Source organism: Absiella sp. AM29-15 (genome assembly GCF_003434225.1).
GTDB classification, from domain to species: domain Bacteria; phylum Bacillota_I; class Bacilli_A; order Erysipelotrichales; family Erysipelotrichaceae; genus Hoskinsella; species Hoskinsella hominis.
Map to the genome: position 1 here is coordinate 1 of NZ_QVFL01000031.1, position 17,089 is coordinate 17,089.

General features: G+C 38.1%; 11 protein-coding genes and 1 other annotated feature. Of the genes, 1 reads left to right on the plus strand and 10 read right to left on the minus strand.

Going from position 1 to position 17,089, the window contains the following annotated elements:
- Positions 1-492: 492 nt before the first annotated feature.
- The 7 genes from rpoC to rplK all read right to left on the minus strand — a co-directional run bounded on the left by rpoC (position 493) and on the right by rplK (position 11,648).
- Complete coding sequence (gene rpoC / locus DW761_RS20365; protein ID WP_117519193.1) at positions 493-4,368, minus strand: DNA-directed RNA polymerase subunit beta'; 3,876 nt, start codon at positions 4,366-4,368, stop codon at positions 493-495.
- 4 nt (positions 4,369-4,372) lie between these two features.
- Positions 4,373-8,578 (minus strand): DNA-directed RNA polymerase subunit beta, encoded by a 4,206-nt coding sequence (locus DW761_RS20370; protein ID WP_117519194.1) that lies wholly within the window; start codon positions 8,576-8,578, stop codon positions 4,373-4,375.
- A gap of 108 nt (positions 8,579-8,686) precedes the next feature.
- Positions 8,687-9,286, minus strand: a complete 600-nt coding sequence (locus DW761_RS20375; RefSeq protein WP_117519195.1) for a class I SAM-dependent methyltransferase — start codon at positions 9,284-9,286, stop codon at positions 8,687-8,689.
- A 70-nt stretch (positions 9,287-9,356) separates the two neighbouring features.
- Positions 9,357-9,728, minus strand: coding sequence for a 50S ribosomal protein L7/L12 (gene rplL / locus DW761_RS20380; RefSeq protein ID WP_117454887.1), 372 nt, complete (start codon positions 9,726-9,728; stop codon positions 9,357-9,359).
- Between the two features lie 41 nt (positions 9,729-9,769).
- Positions 9,770-10,312 (minus strand): 50S ribosomal protein L10, encoded by a 543-nt coding sequence (gene rplJ, locus DW761_RS20385; RefSeq protein ID WP_117454888.1) that lies wholly within the window; start codon positions 10,310-10,312, stop codon positions 9,770-9,772.
- 42 nt (positions 10,313-10,354) lie between these two features.
- Positions 10,355-10,485 (minus strand) — a sequence feature (ribosomal protein L10 leader region).
- Between the two features lie 29 nt (positions 10,486-10,514).
- Complete coding sequence (gene rplA, locus DW761_RS20390; RefSeq protein ID WP_117454889.1) at positions 10,515-11,204, minus strand: 50S ribosomal protein L1; 690 nt, start codon at positions 11,202-11,204, stop codon at positions 10,515-10,517.
- A 24-nt stretch (positions 11,205-11,228) separates the two neighbouring features.
- The gene (gene rplK / locus DW761_RS20395) at positions 11,229-11,648 is read right to left on the minus strand and encodes a 50S ribosomal protein L11 (RefSeq protein ID WP_117454890.1); all 420 of its coding nucleotides are present in this window, start codon (positions 11,646-11,648) and stop codon (positions 11,229-11,231) included.
- Between the two features lie 258 nt (positions 11,649-11,906).
- Between rplK and DW761_RS20400 the strand changes: the two genes are divergently transcribed.
- Complete coding sequence (locus DW761_RS20400; RefSeq protein ID WP_117519196.1) at positions 11,907-12,176, plus strand: hypothetical protein; 270 nt, start codon at positions 11,907-11,909, stop codon at positions 12,174-12,176.
- Here DW761_RS20400 and DW761_RS20405 read toward each other — a convergent pair.
- From DW761_RS20405 to DW761_RS20415, 3 genes are all read right to left on the minus strand, one after another.
- Positions 12,173-12,880, minus strand: coding sequence for an NTP transferase domain-containing protein (locus tag DW761_RS20405; protein WP_158553863.1), 708 nt, complete (start codon positions 12,878-12,880; stop codon positions 12,173-12,175). The two genes, DW761_RS20400 and DW761_RS20405, sit on opposite strands and share 4 nt — an antisense overlap.
- A gap of 123 nt (positions 12,881-13,003) precedes the next feature.
- A complete protein-coding gene (gene galE / locus DW761_RS20410; RefSeq protein ID WP_117519198.1) occupies positions 13,004-14,008 on the minus strand; it encodes a UDP-glucose 4-epimerase GalE in 1,005 nt (334 codons plus the stop codon).
- Positions 14,009-14,180: 172 nt separating this feature from the next.
- Positions 14,181-16,805, minus strand: a complete 2,625-nt coding sequence (locus tag DW761_RS20415; RefSeq protein ID WP_117519199.1) for a calcium-translocating P-type ATPase, PMCA-type — start codon at positions 16,803-16,805, stop codon at positions 14,181-14,183.
- Between the last annotated feature and the right edge of the window lie 284 nt (positions 16,806-17,089).

Below are 17,089 nucleotides of genomic sequence, written 5' to 3' on the forward strand. Positions count from 1 at the left end.
CAAACATCCTTCCTCCTGTCAACGCTTTTTTTATCTTTTTTTCGTTTTTTTTCGAAAAATTGTTAAAATCACTGATTTTACCTTGATATCGCGTAAATATTGGCTTTATTAACTTATATTCCGCTTATTTTATCACAATTATGTCTTATAAAATATATGATTTTTTCAATTTCATATCCATTATTTTGAATTAAAAACACAAAAAAGCTTCGTTTTTAATCACAAAAGTTCTTTATTTTGTATTAAACCGCACATTTTATTTTCTATTTATTGAGATTTTACGCTTAGATCCATAAAACAAACTTTTATTTTATTCATTTAAGCTTTGTAAATGAAGTTATATGTTTTTAAATATCAAATATATCTTGTTTCCACTATCATCTATATGCATGCTTCTCTTATAGGTTAAATGGATCAATCTTTCTAAAATCGCTTAAAAATGCTGTTTAACGCAAAAAAAGAAGGCATTCATTATAAACGCCTTCTCATTTATTAGTTTTCAGGTACAATGTGCAAATCAGAGCTGTCGTCAATAGACAATGCTGCTTCATCTGCCATGATTTTCTGAATATCTTCGCTAGTCAACTTTTCTGGACCAGGAACATAATTCATAAAGTCATCATCTTCATCACGATGATTTCTTTCTTCTCTTTGTTCTTTTAATTCCTGAGCTTTTATATCAATCAGTTTATTAGTTTCTCTATCAGCTTTACATCCTGTTCCAGCTGGAATCAGTTTACCAATAATAACGTTTTCTTTCAATCCGATTAAGAAGTCTTTTTTACCCTTAATAGCAGCATCTGTCAGTACTTTCGTAGTTTCCTGGAATGATGCAGCAGATAAGAAGGAGTCTGTTTCTACTGACGCCTTAGAAATACCTAATAATACTGGTTTGAAAGTTGCTGGTACTTTACCAGACAATAATACATTACGGTTGATTTTTGTAATTTCTGTTAAAGAAATCTGTACACCTGGATTCAAATCTGTATCGTTGCCTTCTAATACTACAACTTTACGTAACATCTGACGAATCATAACTTCGATATGTTTATCGCTGATTTCAATACCCTGGCTAGCATAAACCTTCTTAACTTCTTTTAGAATGTAGTTTTGTACCTGACGTACACCAGCTACCTTCAATAATTCTTTTGGATCGACCTGACCTTCAGTAATCTTATCACCGGCTTCTACATGTGCACCGACTTTCATCCAAGGACGAATTGCCTGTACCAATGAAACCTTATGAGCGATACTTTCTTTATCATTACTGATGACAACTTCAAATCCAGTACCATTTTCTAATGGTTCTACACTTGTAATTTCACCAGAAATCTGTGCTAAAACAGCAACACCTTTTGGACAACGTGCTTCGAAAAGTTCTTCGACACGAGGAAGACCCTGTGTGATATCTCCACCATCTGCACTCGCAACACCACCGGTATGGAATGTACGCATGGTCAGCTGTGTACCTGGTTCACCGATAGACTGGGCAGCCATAATACCTACAGCTTCTCCTACTTCTACGTCTTTTCCAGTTGCCATATTACGTCCGTAACATTTTTTACATACACCGTAAATAGATTTACATGTGAATGCACTACGGATATACATACCTTCAACACCAGCATCTACAATTTTCTGTGCGATTGCTTCTGTGATGAATTCATCAGATTCAATAATCAATTCATTTGTTTTTGGATCTCTGATTTCTTGTTTACTATAACGTCCAACTAGACGATCATAGAAACTTTCGATAATAGAGTTTGTCTTACGATCAATGATTGCTTCTACCCAATATCCTTTATCTGTACCACAGTCTTCCTGTTTAACGATAACATCCTGTGCAACGTCAACAAGACGACGAGTCAGATAACCAGACTCTGCAGTCTTTAAGGCTGTATCGGTCAGACCTTTACGCACACCATGTGTGGAAATAAAGAACTCAGACACATTCAGACCTTCACGGAAACATGAGTAGATAGGAACCTCTATAATACTTGGAACATATTCACCTTTTGCGGATTTTGATTGTGATGGTTTTGCCATCAGACCACGCATACCTGCAAGCTGAGTAAAGTTAGAAGTATTACCACGGGCTCCGGAACGGGCCATCATATTGATTGGGTTTTTACGTGGAAGGTTACCTAATAGCTCTTCAGCGATATCATCTTTGACATCTGCCCAAAGTTTATTTAAGTGACGCTCCCATTCTTGCATTGTAAGTTTACCTTTCTTACGCAGCATTTTCAATTCTTCGGCTTTTTCCTTACCATATTCTACGTGATCTTCTTTATGAGGAGCAACCTCGATATCGCTTAGAGATACGGTAACACCTGCAACAGTGGAATATTTAAATCCATAGTCCTTGATCTGGTCTAGGATTTCACTTGTTTTTTCTGTTGAGTAGCGTTTAAACACTTCTCCGATAATTTTTCCTAAATCTTTCTTCTTGAATGCGGATGTGATTGGAAGTTTTTTAATTTCTTCTTTTACATCACTTCCCATTGGAATAAAGAATTTTTCAGGAGTTGCTTTAAAGTTAGCTTCGCTCACTTCATTCAGGAATGGGAAATCTTCTGGGAACATATTGTTAAAGATTACTTTACCAACCGTTGTTAAAAGATACATGTTTTCCTGTTCTTTTGTGAAGCATGTTTTTTTCAAATTTCTTGCAGGAATCGCAATTCTGGAGTGCAGATGGATTTGCTGTGTCTGATAAGCCATTAAAATTTCATCCAGGCTGCCATACACATGTCCTTCGTTATCTCCATAACGAGTCCATAATGCTGCTGATTTCGGGCAATCTACTGACATGTAACGTTCTGCTTCGGCATAGAATTCTTCTGCAGTTTCTTCCATTGTCAAATAGAAGTTACCCATAACCATATCCTGTCCAGGGGTAACGATTGGTTTACCATCCTTAGGACCAAGGATATTGTTGCTACCTAACATCATAATTAATGCTTCGGCACGTGCTTCTTCACTTAATGGAACGTGAACAGCCATCTGGTCACCATCGAAGTCGGCATTGAACGCAGTACATACCAGAGGGTGCAGACGCATAGCACGTCCTTCTACTAGTTTTGGTTTAAATGCCTGAATACCTAAACGGTGCAGTGTAGGTGCACGGTTCATCAATACAGGATAGCCATCGATAACATCTTCCACAATATCCCAGATACGTGGGTCCTGACGATCGATTAGTTTTTCTGCAGTTTTTGGATTGCTGGCAATTTCTCTATTTACAATTTCGTTGATAACGAATGGTTTGAATAATTGAATAGCCATTTCACGAGGGATACCACACTGATACATTTTCAAGTCTGGTCCTACGGCGATAACGGAACGTCCTGAGAAGTCAACACGTTTACCTAACAAGTTCTGACGGAAACGTCCCTGTTTACCCTTTAATGAGTGTGACAGAGATTTTAATGCACGTCCACCAGCGCCTGTGATTGGTTTACTTCTACGGCCATTATCAATTAAGGCATCGACAGCTTCCTGTAACATACGTTTTTCGTTTTGAACGATGATTGCAGGAGTACCAAGTTCTAACAGCTTTTTCAAACGATTATTACGAGTGATAACACGACGGTATAAGTCATTTAGATCACTTGTCGCAAAACGTCCACCATCCAGCTGCAGCATTGGTCTTAAATCAGGTGGGATAACTGGAATTACCGTTAATACCATCCATTCTGGATCGTTGTCTGAATTACGGAATGCCTGTACAGTATCCAAACGTTTGATTAATTTTTTACGTTTTTCTCCCTGTGCAGTTTCTAACTGTAACTGAATGTTTTTATATTCAGCTTCCAGATCTACTTCTTTCAACAGTGTCAAAGCAGCTTCTGCACCAGTCTGTGCTGTAAAGCTTCCTGGTCCATAAATTGCCATGTTTTCACGGTATTCTTTTTCTGAAAGAATCTGTTTGTATTCCAGTTTCGTATCCTTTGGATCTGTAACGATCCAGGATACGAAATATACTACTTCTTCTAACTGTTTTGGTGTTACGTCAAGTAACAATGCCATACGGCTAGGGATACCACGCAAGTACCAGATGTGTGCAACAGGAGCAGCAAGTTCGATGTGTCCCATACGCTCACGTCTAACGCTTGATTTTGTGATTTCTACCCCACAACGGTCACATACAACACCTTTGTAGCGTACTTTTTTATATTTACCACAGTAACATTCCCAGTCCTTGCTAGGGCCGAAAATTCTTTCACAGAATAAACCATCACGTTCTGGTTTCTGAGAACGGTAGTTGATCGTTTCTGGTTTTTTAACTTCTCCATGACTCCATTCATGGATACGATCTGGTGAAGCTAAACTTACCTGAATTGAGGCAAAATTATTAACACTCATCTACTTACGCCTCCTCTACATTTTCTTCATCTTCATCGTCTGTCAGAAGTTCTTCGTCTAAATCTTCTTCGCTTAGATCCAAATCTTCTTCTGCATCGATATCATCATCAACATCTTCATTTTCATCATCGATTGCTAAATCGTTGATATCTTCTTCATTTTCTACTTTATCTTCAACAGGTGGAAGTGGTGCAGCAACTGCTTCATTTCCATCTTCTTTACTAATATCTACTTCGTTTCCATCTTCATCCAGCATCTTCACATCGATGGCAAGAGCCTGTAATTCGTGTGTTAATACACGGAATGATTCTGGGATACCTGGTTCTGGAATATCTTTACCTTTGATGATAGCTTCATAAGTTTTTGTACGACCTACGATATCATCTGATTTAATCGTTAAGATTTCCTGAAGTGTATGTGCAGCACCATATGCTTCTAGTGCCCAAACCTCCATTTCACCAAATCTCTGACCACCATTCTGTGCTTTACCACCTAATGGCTGCTGTGTAACAAGTGAGTAAGGTCCAGTTGCACGGGCATGCAGTTTATCGTCAACCATGTGGGCAAGCTTGATCATGTACATAACACCGACAGCGATACGTTCATCGAATGGTTCACCAGTACGTCCATCGTACAATACCTGTTTACCATCAACTGTCATGTCTGCTTCTTTCATGATGTCACTTAATTCCTGATTGTTGATACCATCGAATACTGGAGTCGAGAATTTTACACCTAATTTCTTAGCTGCATATCCTAAATGGATTTCTAGTACCTGTCCGATGTTCATACGAGATGGCACACCGAATGGGTTCAACATGATATCTACTGGCGTTCCATCTGGCATATAAGGCATATCTTCTACTGGTAAAATCTTAGAGATGACACCCTTGTTACCATGACGTCCGGCCATTTTATCACCTTCAGAAATCTTACGTTTCTGAACGATATATACTTTTACTGTTTCATTTACTCCAGGTGGAAGTTCATGTCCTTCACTTCTCTTGAAGATACGGATACTGTGAACAATACCAGCACCACCATGTGGTACCTTCAATGAGTTGTCACGTACTTCACGTGATTTTTCACCAAAGATTGCCAACAGCAGTTTTTCTTCTGGAGAAATTTCGCTTTGACCTTTTGGCGTAACCTTACCAACCAGAATGTCACCTTCCATAACTTCCGCACCAACCATGATGATACCACGGCTGTCTAAGTTACGGCATGCATTCTCGCTAACATTTGGAATGTCACGTGTAATTTCTTCAGGTCCAAGCTTTGTTTCACGACAGTCAATGTCGTATTCTTCGATATGAATGGATGTATAAACGTCATCACGAACAAGACGTTCACTCATAATGATGGCATCCTCGTAGTTATAACCATACCATGTCATATAAGCAATGGTTACGTTTTGTCCAAGAGCAAGTTCACCATTTTCCATAGATGGTCCATCCGCTAAGATGTCACCTTTTTCAATACGTTCACCTTTTTTCACAATTGGGCTCTGGTTAATATTTGTCCCATTGTTAGAACGCTGGAATTTACGTAAACGGTATTCATGGCGATCGCCATCATCTTTTGCGACAACGATACGCTGTGAATCGACGTATTCAATCACACCGTCTTCTTTCGCAACTACACCAACACCTGAATCCTTGGCAATCTTATATTCGATACCAGTTCCTACATATGGTGAGTGAGGTTTTAATAAAGGTACGGCCTGACGCTGCATGTTCGCACCCATCAAGGCACGGGAAGCATCGTCATTTTCCAGGAAAGGAACGCAGGCAGTCGCTACAGATACGATCTGTTTTGGCGAAACGTCGGCCAGTTCTACTTCTTCACGACGAGCGATGATCGTATCTCCGGCTTTACGGGCTACGACACGTTCATTTACCAAACGTCCATCGATGACCTCGTTGGCCTGAGCGATAACGTAATCTGCTTCTTCATCTGCGGACAGATAAATTGCCTCATCACGCACGGTTCCATCAGGATTTACGATACGATATGGTGTCTGAATGAAACCATATTCGTTGATTTTTCCATAAGATGTTAAGTTGTTGATCAAACCGATGTTTGGACCTTCTGGTGTCTCGATAGGACAAATTCTACCATAGTGAGAACTGTGAACGTCACGTACTTCAAAACCGGCACGATCTCTTGTTAAACCACCAGGTCCTAATGCGGAAATACGACGTTTATTCGTAAGCTCTGCCAAAGGATTCTGCTGATCCATAAACTGTGACAACTGAGAACTTGAGAAGAACTCTTTAATTGCTGCAGTCAATGGACGGATATTCGTTAATTTTTTAGGTGTTAATGTAGCGATGTCCGCAATAGACATACGTTCTTTAACAACTCTTTCCATACGACTTAAACCGATACGGAACTGGTTCTGAATCAATTCACCAACGGAACGGATTCGACGGTTTCCTAACATATCGATATCATCTGTTTCACCGATATCTTCCATAACATTCAAGTTATAAGAATAAAGGGCGTACATATCGGAAATAGTAATGGTGTGCTTGTCAGCATATGGGTCGTTACCCATAACTTTAATTATCTGGTTTTCTTCATCGTAAACCATGATTTCCTGTACAGCAGCACCAACTAACCATGCACTGATGACAGCTCCATTGTGTACACGGTTACGGATATCTTCTAATGCAGAAGCACTTAATACATCTGTTCTTTGTCTTGGTGTATAGCCTTCTACAAATAAATCATCTTCTTCATTTAATAAGTCATTGCCTTGTGCATCTGTTAAACGTCCAAGTGCATATAAACGCTGTCCATAGTTTAATACAGCATTTACATTTTCTTTTGTTAAGACAACTTCTTTAGCGATGATGCCACCATGTACATTTACTTTATCCATAGAAGCAACCAGCTTTTCAACATCCTTTTTTGTCAGAATGCTGCCTTCAAACAATGTTTCATCAGGCAGTTCTACATCACTTGCAAGTACACGACCTACCAAACCTAAGTTATTTGATGTTGGTACACTTACTTTATCTGGATGGTTGAATAATGGATTGAATGGGAATGCATTGACATACATACCTTTTTCAAGTTCTCCACGTAAACTGTTTCTTTCATCACGGTGAATCATTGTTCCACTAGCCATATAAACACTGCCATCTGCTGCCAGAATATCCTGTGCAAGACGGTGTTTATCGATACGGTTGATTGCATTTAATTTTTTACGCAATTTATAACGTCCGGCTTTTGTTAAATCATAACGGCGTGGATCAAAGAATTTGGCATTCATTAATGTAATAGACCCATCTAATGTAGGAATTTCATCAGAACGCTGGTTTTCGTATATAGAAAGCAATGCTTCCTGTCTTGTTTTTACCTTATCTGCCAATAATGTATTTTCAATTTCTTCATACTTACCAAAATATGCGGCATATAGTGTAAGGTAAAGATCCATAAATTCACGGTTTTCATCATCCTGTGGTAAATCCTCCACAACTGTTCTTCCCATAGCGTTTAAGAAAGTTTTGATTGCAGTTGTATCATGTGGATCTTCACTACGATCTAAGTCAACGGACATACCAATTGCTTTAAACAAGATGGTTGACAGCATTTTACGTTTACGGTCAATGCTCATGTTTAAAAGACGTCCAGTTGACGCTTTTTTCATTTCAGTCATAAATTCCAGCCATGTACCACGACTTGGAATCAATTCACAAGAGAAGGATTCCTTTCCTGTTTTTTCATCATAACCAGTCGCAAAATATGCACCTGGTGATCGTACAATCTGTGATACAATGACACGTTCAGCACCATTAATAATAAAGGTACCTGTTTCCGTCATTAAAGGGAAATCTCCTAGGAAGACATCCTCCCATTTATTGATAACTTCCCCGGTGGTGTTATCGGTAATTTCAAGCTCCATGCGTGCTTTCAATGGTGCCGCAAAGTTACATTCACGATACATTGATTCTTCCGCATTGTACTTAGGTTCTCCAAATTCATAACCTGTGAACTTCAGCTTGATGTTTCCTCCATAGTTTTGAATCGGGTAGATTTCGTTAAATACTTCCTCGATTCCTTCGTTCTTGAACCACTCAAAAGAATCTGTTTGAATTTCAACCAGATTAGGAAGTTCTAGATGTCCACTAACTTTTGAGTAATCACGACGCTCTGCCTTTTTACCGGAAGCGACAATACGATAAGGCTGTTTTTTGTCCATGTACGCCATCCTTTCTACAAGTTTTTTCTACCAAAATAAGGCACAAAATCCCATTTTAATATTTTAGTATTATGCAATTTATTATAATAGCAATCAAACGTCAAATTGTCAATGCTTTTTCGCATTTAAAATAAAATAACCTTTTTCTTTGTTAATTATTTCACAATTTCCAAAGACTTCTTTAATCTTTTTCACGGCACTTTCTGCGCCCTGTTGTTTCCTGATCACAACCCATAAATTACCATTTTCTGCCAAATGATCATAAGCTTCTTCAAAGATTTTATAGATCACTTTTTTACCGGCACGAATTGGTGGATTGGTTATGATATCACTAAAAGTATTCCCTTTTACATTTTCGTATACATTAGATTCATGGATATCTGCTTCAATATTATTTTTCTTTGCATTATCTATGGCTAGTAACACAGCTCTTGGATTGACATCCACCATTTCCATTTGTGCCTTGGGGTAGATTTTTTTCAACGTAATGCCAATCACGCCATAGCCACAGCCCACATCCAGAATATGTTCCCCTAATTCATTTCTATCACATAACGTTTTCAATAATACACGTGTACCAAAATCCACACTATCTTTACTGAAAACACCATTATCAGTGATAAAGGTATAGGTAAAACACCAAAACCGGAAAGATATTTCCTTCCGGTTTTCTGCTAAATGACGATTATCTGTAAAATAATGATCCATCGTTATCCCGCCTTTTTAGGTGACAAAAAGCCCGAAGGCTTTCTGTAAATTTTTAGAGTTGTAAAGTTAATTATTTAACTTCTACTGTAGCACCAGCGTCCATCAATTTCTTCTTGATTTCTTCTGCTTCTTCAGGTTTGATGTTTTCTTTGATTACACTTGGGCATTTGTCAACGATACCTTTAGCGTCAACTAATCCTAATCCAGTGATTTCACGTACTGCTTTGATAACAGCAACTTTAGTTCCACCAACATCAGTTAATGTAACAGTTACTTCGCTTGGTCCAGCAGCAGCTTCTTCAGCAGGTGCAGCAGCAACAGCAACTGGTGCAGCAGCAGTTACGCCAAATTTTTCTTCGATTGCTTTTACTAATTCGTTCAGTTCTAAGATTGTAGCTTCTTCTAAGTAAGCTAAAATGTCTTCCTGGTTTAATTTTGCCATTTTTCATGTCCTCCTATGTTTGATTGATGACTGCGCTTTGATTAAGCAGCAGCTTCTTCGCTAGCTTCTGCAGCTGGTGCAGCAGCTTCACCGTTTTCTTCTTTACTGTCAGCAACAGCTTTAACAGCACATGCAAAACTACGTACTGGTGACTGTAAGCAGCTTAACAGCATTGATAACATACCTTCGCGGTTTGGTAATGAAGCAAGTTCTTTGATCGTATCTACGCCAACAACTTTACCTTCAACGATTCCGCTCTTTAATACAAGTTTGTCGTGTTTCTTAGCGAATTTTGCTAATACACGTGCAGGAGCAACTGCGTCTGCTCCAAATGCGATTGCGTTAGGTCCAACTAAATCTTTTGTTAAGTCAGATGCCCCAACTTCTTCAGCAGCACGCTGTGCCAGAGAGTTCTTATAGATTTTGAAATCTACACCTTCTGCACGCAGATCTCTACGTAACTGAGTCATTTCAGCAACGGTTAACCCACGGTATTCCACAACGACTGTAGAATCAGACTCTTTCATTTTCTGAGCAATTTCAGAAACAACAGTCTTCTTGCTATCGATAATCGCCTGGTTCATTAACTTTACACCTCCTAAATTTATATGTAACAATATACCTTAAGAGTTTTATAAAAATCACCCGTATGCATAGACGTACGGGTGAAAGAAATGTATCTTAAACTTTCAACACCTCGGTAACATGATTAAGCCTTAACGGCCGTTACTGTCTATGGTATATTGATAACATAGCTATTTTATACAACTTTTACTTAAAAGTCAATTAGTATTTTTCAACAGCTACATGGATTCCAGGACCCATTGTTGTTGTTAATACAAGGTTCTTGATGTAAGTACCTTTTACTGCAGCTGGTCTAGCTTTTAGAATTGTCTTATAGATTGCATTGAAGTTATCAACCAATTTTTCATCATCAAAGCTAACTTTTCCGATCATCAGGTTGATGTTACCTTCTTTATCTACACGATATTCTACTTTACCTTTTTTGATGTCTTCGATTGCTTTCTTAACATCCATAGTTACTGTACCAGTCTTAGGGTTTGGCATTAAACCTTTAGGTCCTAAGATACGACCTAATTTACCAAGTTCACCCATCATGTTTGGTGTAGCAACGATAACGTCGAAATCGAACCATCCCTGCTGCATTTTGTCTAGCAGTTCTTTACCACCAACAAAATCTGCGCCAGCGTCGATTGCTTCTTGTTCTTTAGGTCCCTGAGCAATTACACACACTTTCTGAGTTTTACCAGTACCGTGTGGTAATACCATTGCTCCACGGATCTGCTGATCAGCATGACGTGGGTCTACATTTAATTTGAAGCTAACTTCAACAGAAGCGTCGAACTTAACTGTGTTTGTTTCTTTTGCTAATTGTACTGCTTCAGCTACAGGATAAGATTTAGAGCGATCAACTTTCTTAGCAGCTTCAGCGTATTTTTTTCCTACTTTTGCCATATTTAATTACCTCTCGCCTTTCTCTTAACCTTCAAAACCTTCAACTTCAACACCCATGTTTCTAGCTGTACCTGCAACAATGCGCATAGCAGCTTCAACATCATTAGCGTTTAAGTCTGGCATTTTGTATTCTGCAATTTCACGTAACTGGTCAACAGTAATTTTTCCAGCTTTTACTTTCTGATCTCCAGCAGCCTTTTTGATATTAGCAGCTTTCTTGATCATAATTGATGCTGGTGTTGTTTTTAATACAAAATCAAAACTTTTGTCTTCGTATGCAGTAATGATAACTGGAACCATATCTCCTGCACGGTCCTTCGTAGCATCGTTAAATGCTGAACAGAACTGTGGCATGTTGATACCTGCTGATGCAAGCGCTGGTCCTGGTCTAGCTCCTCCTGCTGGGAACTGTAGTTTACAAATCTTTGCAACTTTTTTACTCACAAGACACACCTCCTATAATTTGTTGTCTTATGCAGTGGTTGATGAAGGGTTGCTCCACCTTCTCCCACGCATGTAAAAGCGCCACGCTAAGCGGCACCTTTATAATATAATACACATAAAATCAAATTGCAACTTCTTTTTTGCTTTTTTTGTCAATTCTTACAGAAAAGTTCAACATTAAGACATTTTAAGAATTTTTTTATATATTCTTTCTTCATCTTTGTTATGATAAAGCCACACTATACTGGAGGTATCCATATGGAATTTCTACTTGAAATCATTTTAGAATTAGTATTAGAAGGCACCAGTGAGCTCATCAAAAGCAAAAAAGCATCTTTATGGGTACGTATCCCCGCCGCATGCCTTTTTCTTGCCATCTATATTGGCATCGCTACCCTCTTTCTTTTTATCGCAGTTAAATTATGGAAAACATTGCTTCCACTCAGCTTGATTATGCTTTCTTTTATATGTATTTTCACACTATATCTAATTTATTTTATCCGTTGTTTCATAAAAACCCACGCTTAAGGTTTCCAAAAATTTTCATATTTGATACATGCCTGATAATAATCATCCATGACATTGATTTCCATTGCATAACGATTATCCACATGATGAACCACCATACGATCTGACAACAATGGCAATAATTCAGTTTCCAGTTCGCCTTTATAATCACGAAGCTTCTTTTCTGTAATTGAAGTTTCATAATATTTTTTTATCATTTCACTATCTTCTTTCGTAAAATAACAAATCCCTAAAAAGGTTGTAATACGTTCATTCACACTACACATTTCTACTTGTTTTAAGCGGTATTGTTCGTCCTTGTGAATCTTCATCATCGGTACTCCCTTAGGATTCTTGAAAATGGTATATAAAGTAGAAGCATTCATCTGTCGCATAAAAAAGTTTTTAAAGAGTACCACATCTCCATGAATCACGAAAGTGTCCTCTAATTTATCCAATACCAGTTTTAGTGAATATAAGCTGTTGTATACAGAATATTTTTTATTATATATCAGCTGAACTGCATATTTCTCTTTCAATGGCATAAACAGCTCTTTTTTATGACCTGTAACGACTGTGATATCCTCTATACCCGCCTGTTTCAAATACTGGATGGTTCTTTCTATCATTGGAACACCGCCAATTGGCAACAGCGTCTTGTTGGTCTGTTTTGTCAGATTGATCATTCTATGCCCTACACCAGCTGCTAGAATAATTGCATTCATACAAGTCCTCCCATTTTTTGCCTCTTTATCATACCCTTTTTTCATATCACTTACAATGTATAATATGTAAAGTTTCTGTAAGTAATTGCGCAAAAAAAGATACGCAAAGGTATCTTTCATTTGTTATTTTTTTGTTGTTTCTAAGAAATGCCATGCATCTTTACACATTTCTTCCAGATTCTTTTCTGCTTTCCAGCCTAATTCTTTAAATGCTTTATCTGTACTTGCATAACATTCAGCGATATCACCAGGTCTTCTTGGATCAATCTGGTATGGTACTTCTACACCATTAGCTTTCACAAAGGCATTTACAACATCTAATACACTGTATCCAATACCTGTACCCAGATTATAAGCATCTACACCAATGTTTTCCATCACTTTATTCACAGCATTCACATGCCCTTTTGCTAAATCCACAACATGGATATAATCACGTACACCTGTACCATCTGGTGTTGGATAATCGTTTCCATAAACATGTAAGTATGGTAATTCTTTATTTGCTACTTTTACGATATAAGGCATCAGGTTATTTGGAATATCATTAGGGCTTTCGCCTAATAATCCACTTGCATGCGCACCAATTGGATTAAAGTAACGTAACAATGCAATATTCCATTCGTGATCTGAAATATATAAATCTTTTAAAATCTGTTCGATCATTAATTTTGTTGTTCCATAAGGATTTGTTGTAGGTCCTAATGGGAAATCTTCCTTAATTGGAACACTCTTTGGATTTCCATAAACTGTTGCACTTGATGAGAATACTAGACGTTTACATCCATGTTTTGCCATGACTTTACATAAAGCAAGGGTACTCATCAGGTTGTTTTGATAATACATAATTGGTTTTGCGACAGATTCTCCTACAGCTTTATATCCTGCAAAGTGGATAGCCGCATCAATCTTGTGTTCGTTAAAGATTGTTTCCAGTGCTTCTTCATCACAGCAGTCACTTTCATAAAAAGCAACATCTTTCCCTGTAATTGTTTTGATTTTATCGATAACGTCTGCCTGTGAATTATACAGGTTGTCAATGATGACAACGTCATGTCCAGCTTCTAATAATTCTACACATGTGTGGCTTCCGATGAACCCGGTACCACCAGTTACTAAAATTTTCATAATTTTGTATCCTCCCGTTTCTTAGCTGCATTTATTATATCACAACCTATCAAAAGTAAAAGTAAAACATTGGTAAACATTCCTTACTGTTCTTGAATTCCGCTATAATTCTAATATTCGATACAAGATACATAAACAAAGGCCATTGTGTACTCCACAACAGCCTCTTGTTCTACTTTTTATGTCTTAAGAAAACTTTTTCAATTTCCACAATTGGAATGATACTAAATGCCATTGCCATACTGATTGCAAATTCCATCAAGGATATATGCTGGAACTCAAATAAATCAGATAGTACTGGTACATAAATCACCAAAATCGTTAATAATAAAGAGCCAAGCATACTGCCCCATAAATACAGATTCTGTTTCTTAATGGTAAAGATGGAATGCTTTCTTGAACGCATATTGAAGGAGTGGAAAATTTCGGTCATAGACATCGTTAGGAAAGCCATTGTCATACCATCCAGACTTTCTGTAATTTCAAATACCCCAGTTTCTATATAATGTCCTACAAAATATGCCACCAACGTAATCACAGAAATCATGATGCCCTGAAAGATAACATCAAATGCCATTTTATCCGCAAATAGTCCTTCTTCTTTGGGACGTGGAGGACGTGACATGATATCGTCTTCTTTATCTTCCATACCCAAAGCAAGTGCTGGGAAGGTATCTGTCAAAAGATTGACCCACAAGATATGTACAGGTTTTAAAATCGTAAAGCCAAGCATGGTAGCGGTGAAGATGGATACTACTTCACTGATATTGCTGGACAATAAGAACTGAATCGCTTTTTTGATATTATCATAAATTCTTCGTCCTTCGCCTACCGCTGACACAATTGTCGCAAAGTTATCATCCGCAAGTACCATATCCGCAACATTCTTGGTAACATCCGTACCTGTGATTCCCATACCAACACCAATATCTGCACGCTTGATACTTGGCGCATCATTCACACCATCACCTGACATGGAAACGACTTTTCCCTGTGCTTTCCATGCATCAACAATTCTTACTTTATGTTCTGGCTGTACACGTGCATATACACAGTATTGGGCAATTTTTTCTTTGAATTCTTCATCGCTCATTTCATCCAGCTGAGCTCCCGTGATTGCTTGTGATTTATCCTTCAGGATGCCCAATTGTTTCGCGATTGCCACTGCTGTATCAATGTGATCTCCGGTAATCATCACAGGACGAATACCTGCCTGTTTACATTCGCTGATTGCGCCTTTGACTTCTTCACGGATGGGATCAATCATGCCACATAAGCCTATAAAGATCAAATGTTGTTCCATATCCAATACATTATCTTTCAACGCTTCTTTTGTATCATATATCTGATATCCTGCCGCAAGTACACGTAATGCCTGATCCGCAAAGGCTTTATTCTGTGCCATAATTTCCTGACGTTTTATATCATCTAATGGTTTTACCATATTATTTTCTATATAGTAATCACATCTGGATAATAGCACATCTGGTGCGCCTTTACTGAATTGGATATAGGTATGATTCCTCTGTTCATGAATCGTTGTCATCATTTTACGCATAGAATCAAATGGTGCTTCTTTGATTCTTGGCATTTCCTTCAGTTTATCATTTTTATGGAAGAATTTTTCTCCATATTCCACAAGTGCTACTTCCGTTGGTTCTCCTTTTACACCATCATCGCTTACCTGTGCATCACTACACAAGCTCATAGCACATGCCAGCAATTCTTCATCTTTTCCATAATGATCGACCACGGTCATTTTGTTTTGTGTTAAGGTACCTGTTTTATCGGAACAGATGATCTGGGTACATCCTAATGTTTCTACTGCAGTTAATTGTCGTATAACCGCATGTTGTTTTGACATACGGGTAACCCCAATCGCAAGTTGTACCGTTACCACCGCAGCTAATCCTTCAGGAATAGCCGCAACTGCCAGGGATACCGCCAGCATAAAGGTATCGATCAATACCGGCGCAGATACATCATGATTTCTCATTAATGCGAACACAAAGATCAATACACAAATGCCCAGCACACCATAGCTAAGAATTTTAGACAACTGATTTAATTTAAGCTGCAGCGGTGTTGCTTCTTCTTTACTTTGATTGATTGCATCGGCGATTTTACCCATTTCGCTATCCATACCAATGGCAGTCACAACAGCCAGTCCTCTGCCATACACCACACTGCTTCCCATGTACATCATATTTTTACGATCCCCTAATGGTATCGTTTTTTCTTCATTGTTTAATACATGATCAAATTTTTCTACCGGCACGCTTTCACCAGTTAACGCAGATTCTTCTACTTTTAAGCTTGCGGCTTCTAAAACACGTACATCCGCAGGCAAAGCATCACCAGCTTCTAAAGCGATAACATCGCCTACACATAATGCTTCGCTTGGCACAACACACAATTGTCCATCACGATATACTTTGCTTTTCGCAGCACTCATTTTTTTCAAAGCTTCAATTGCTTTTTCTGCCTTGCTTTCCTGATACATGCCAAGAATCGCATTCACAATAACCACAAACAAGATGATAAATACATCCGCAAAGCTTTCATGTGCATAAGCAGATGTAATCGCAGACACCACAGCCGCAGCAATCAACACAATAATCATAGGATCTGACAGCTGTTTCATCAAACGTTTAAAAAAAGAATCTTTTTTCGCTTCTTTTAAGCGGTTATAGCCATGCTCCTGTAAACGTTTTTCTGCTTCTTCTTTACTTAATCCTTCATGACTGCTCAACAACTCTTTTAATACTTCTTCTTTAGATTTTAAGTATGGTTCCATGTTATCCTCCTTAATGAAAAAGACCCATACATAGTCTTTTTCTATATATGAGTCTCGGTATTTAAGATAAGCCAGACGTGAATAACGTCGAGGTTGTTGACTTACCGCGCTAATAATGATGAACGCTCCTACTCCCTCTTTCCTATTATTATACGTTACATTTTTATGAAACGCAACGTTTCTTTCTTATACAAATCATCAAAATTGTTGGCTTTTCATTTCTATTTTCGTTTGTTTTGTATATAATACCTGACTTTAGAAGTAAAATTAAAAAAATGGTGCTA

Excerpts from the sequence above, each read along its gene's own strand:
- rpoC (WP_117519193.1), bottom strand. The coding sequence starts at position 4,368 with ATGAGTGTTAATAATTTTGCCTCAATTCAGGTAAGTTTAGCTTCACCA.
- DW761_RS20415 (WP_117519199.1), bottom strand. The coding sequence starts at position 16,805 with ATGGAACCATACTTAAAATCTAAAGAAGAAGTATTAAAAGAGTTGTTG.
- galE (WP_117519198.1), bottom strand. The coding sequence starts at position 14,008 with ATGAAAATTTTAGTAACTGGTGGTACCGGGTTCATCGGAAGCCACACA.
- rplJ (WP_117454888.1), bottom strand. The coding sequence starts at position 10,312 with ATGAACCAGGCGATTATCGATAGCAAGAAGACTGTTGTTTCTGAAATT.
- rplA (WP_117454889.1), bottom strand. The coding sequence starts at position 11,204 with ATGGCAAAAGTAGGAAAAAAATACGCTGAAGCTGCTAAGAAAGTTGAT.
- DW761_RS20405 (WP_158553863.1), bottom strand. The coding sequence starts at position 12,880 with ATGAATGCAATTATTCTAGCAGCTGGTGTAGGGCATAGAATGATCAAT.
- DW761_RS20370 (WP_117519194.1), bottom strand. The coding sequence starts at position 8,578 with ATGGACAAAAAACAGCCTTATCGTATTGTCGCTTCCGGTAAAAAGGCA.
- DW761_RS20400 (WP_117519196.1), top strand. The coding sequence starts at position 11,907 with ATGGAATTTCTACTTGAAATCATTTTAGAATTAGTATTAGAAGGCACC.
- rplL (WP_117454887.1), bottom strand. The coding sequence starts at position 9,728 with ATGGCAAAATTAAACCAGGAAGACATTTTAGCTTACTTAGAAGAAGCT.
- DW761_RS20375 (WP_117519195.1), bottom strand. The coding sequence starts at position 9,286 with ATGGATCATTATTTTACAGATAATCGTCATTTAGCAGAAAACCGGAAG.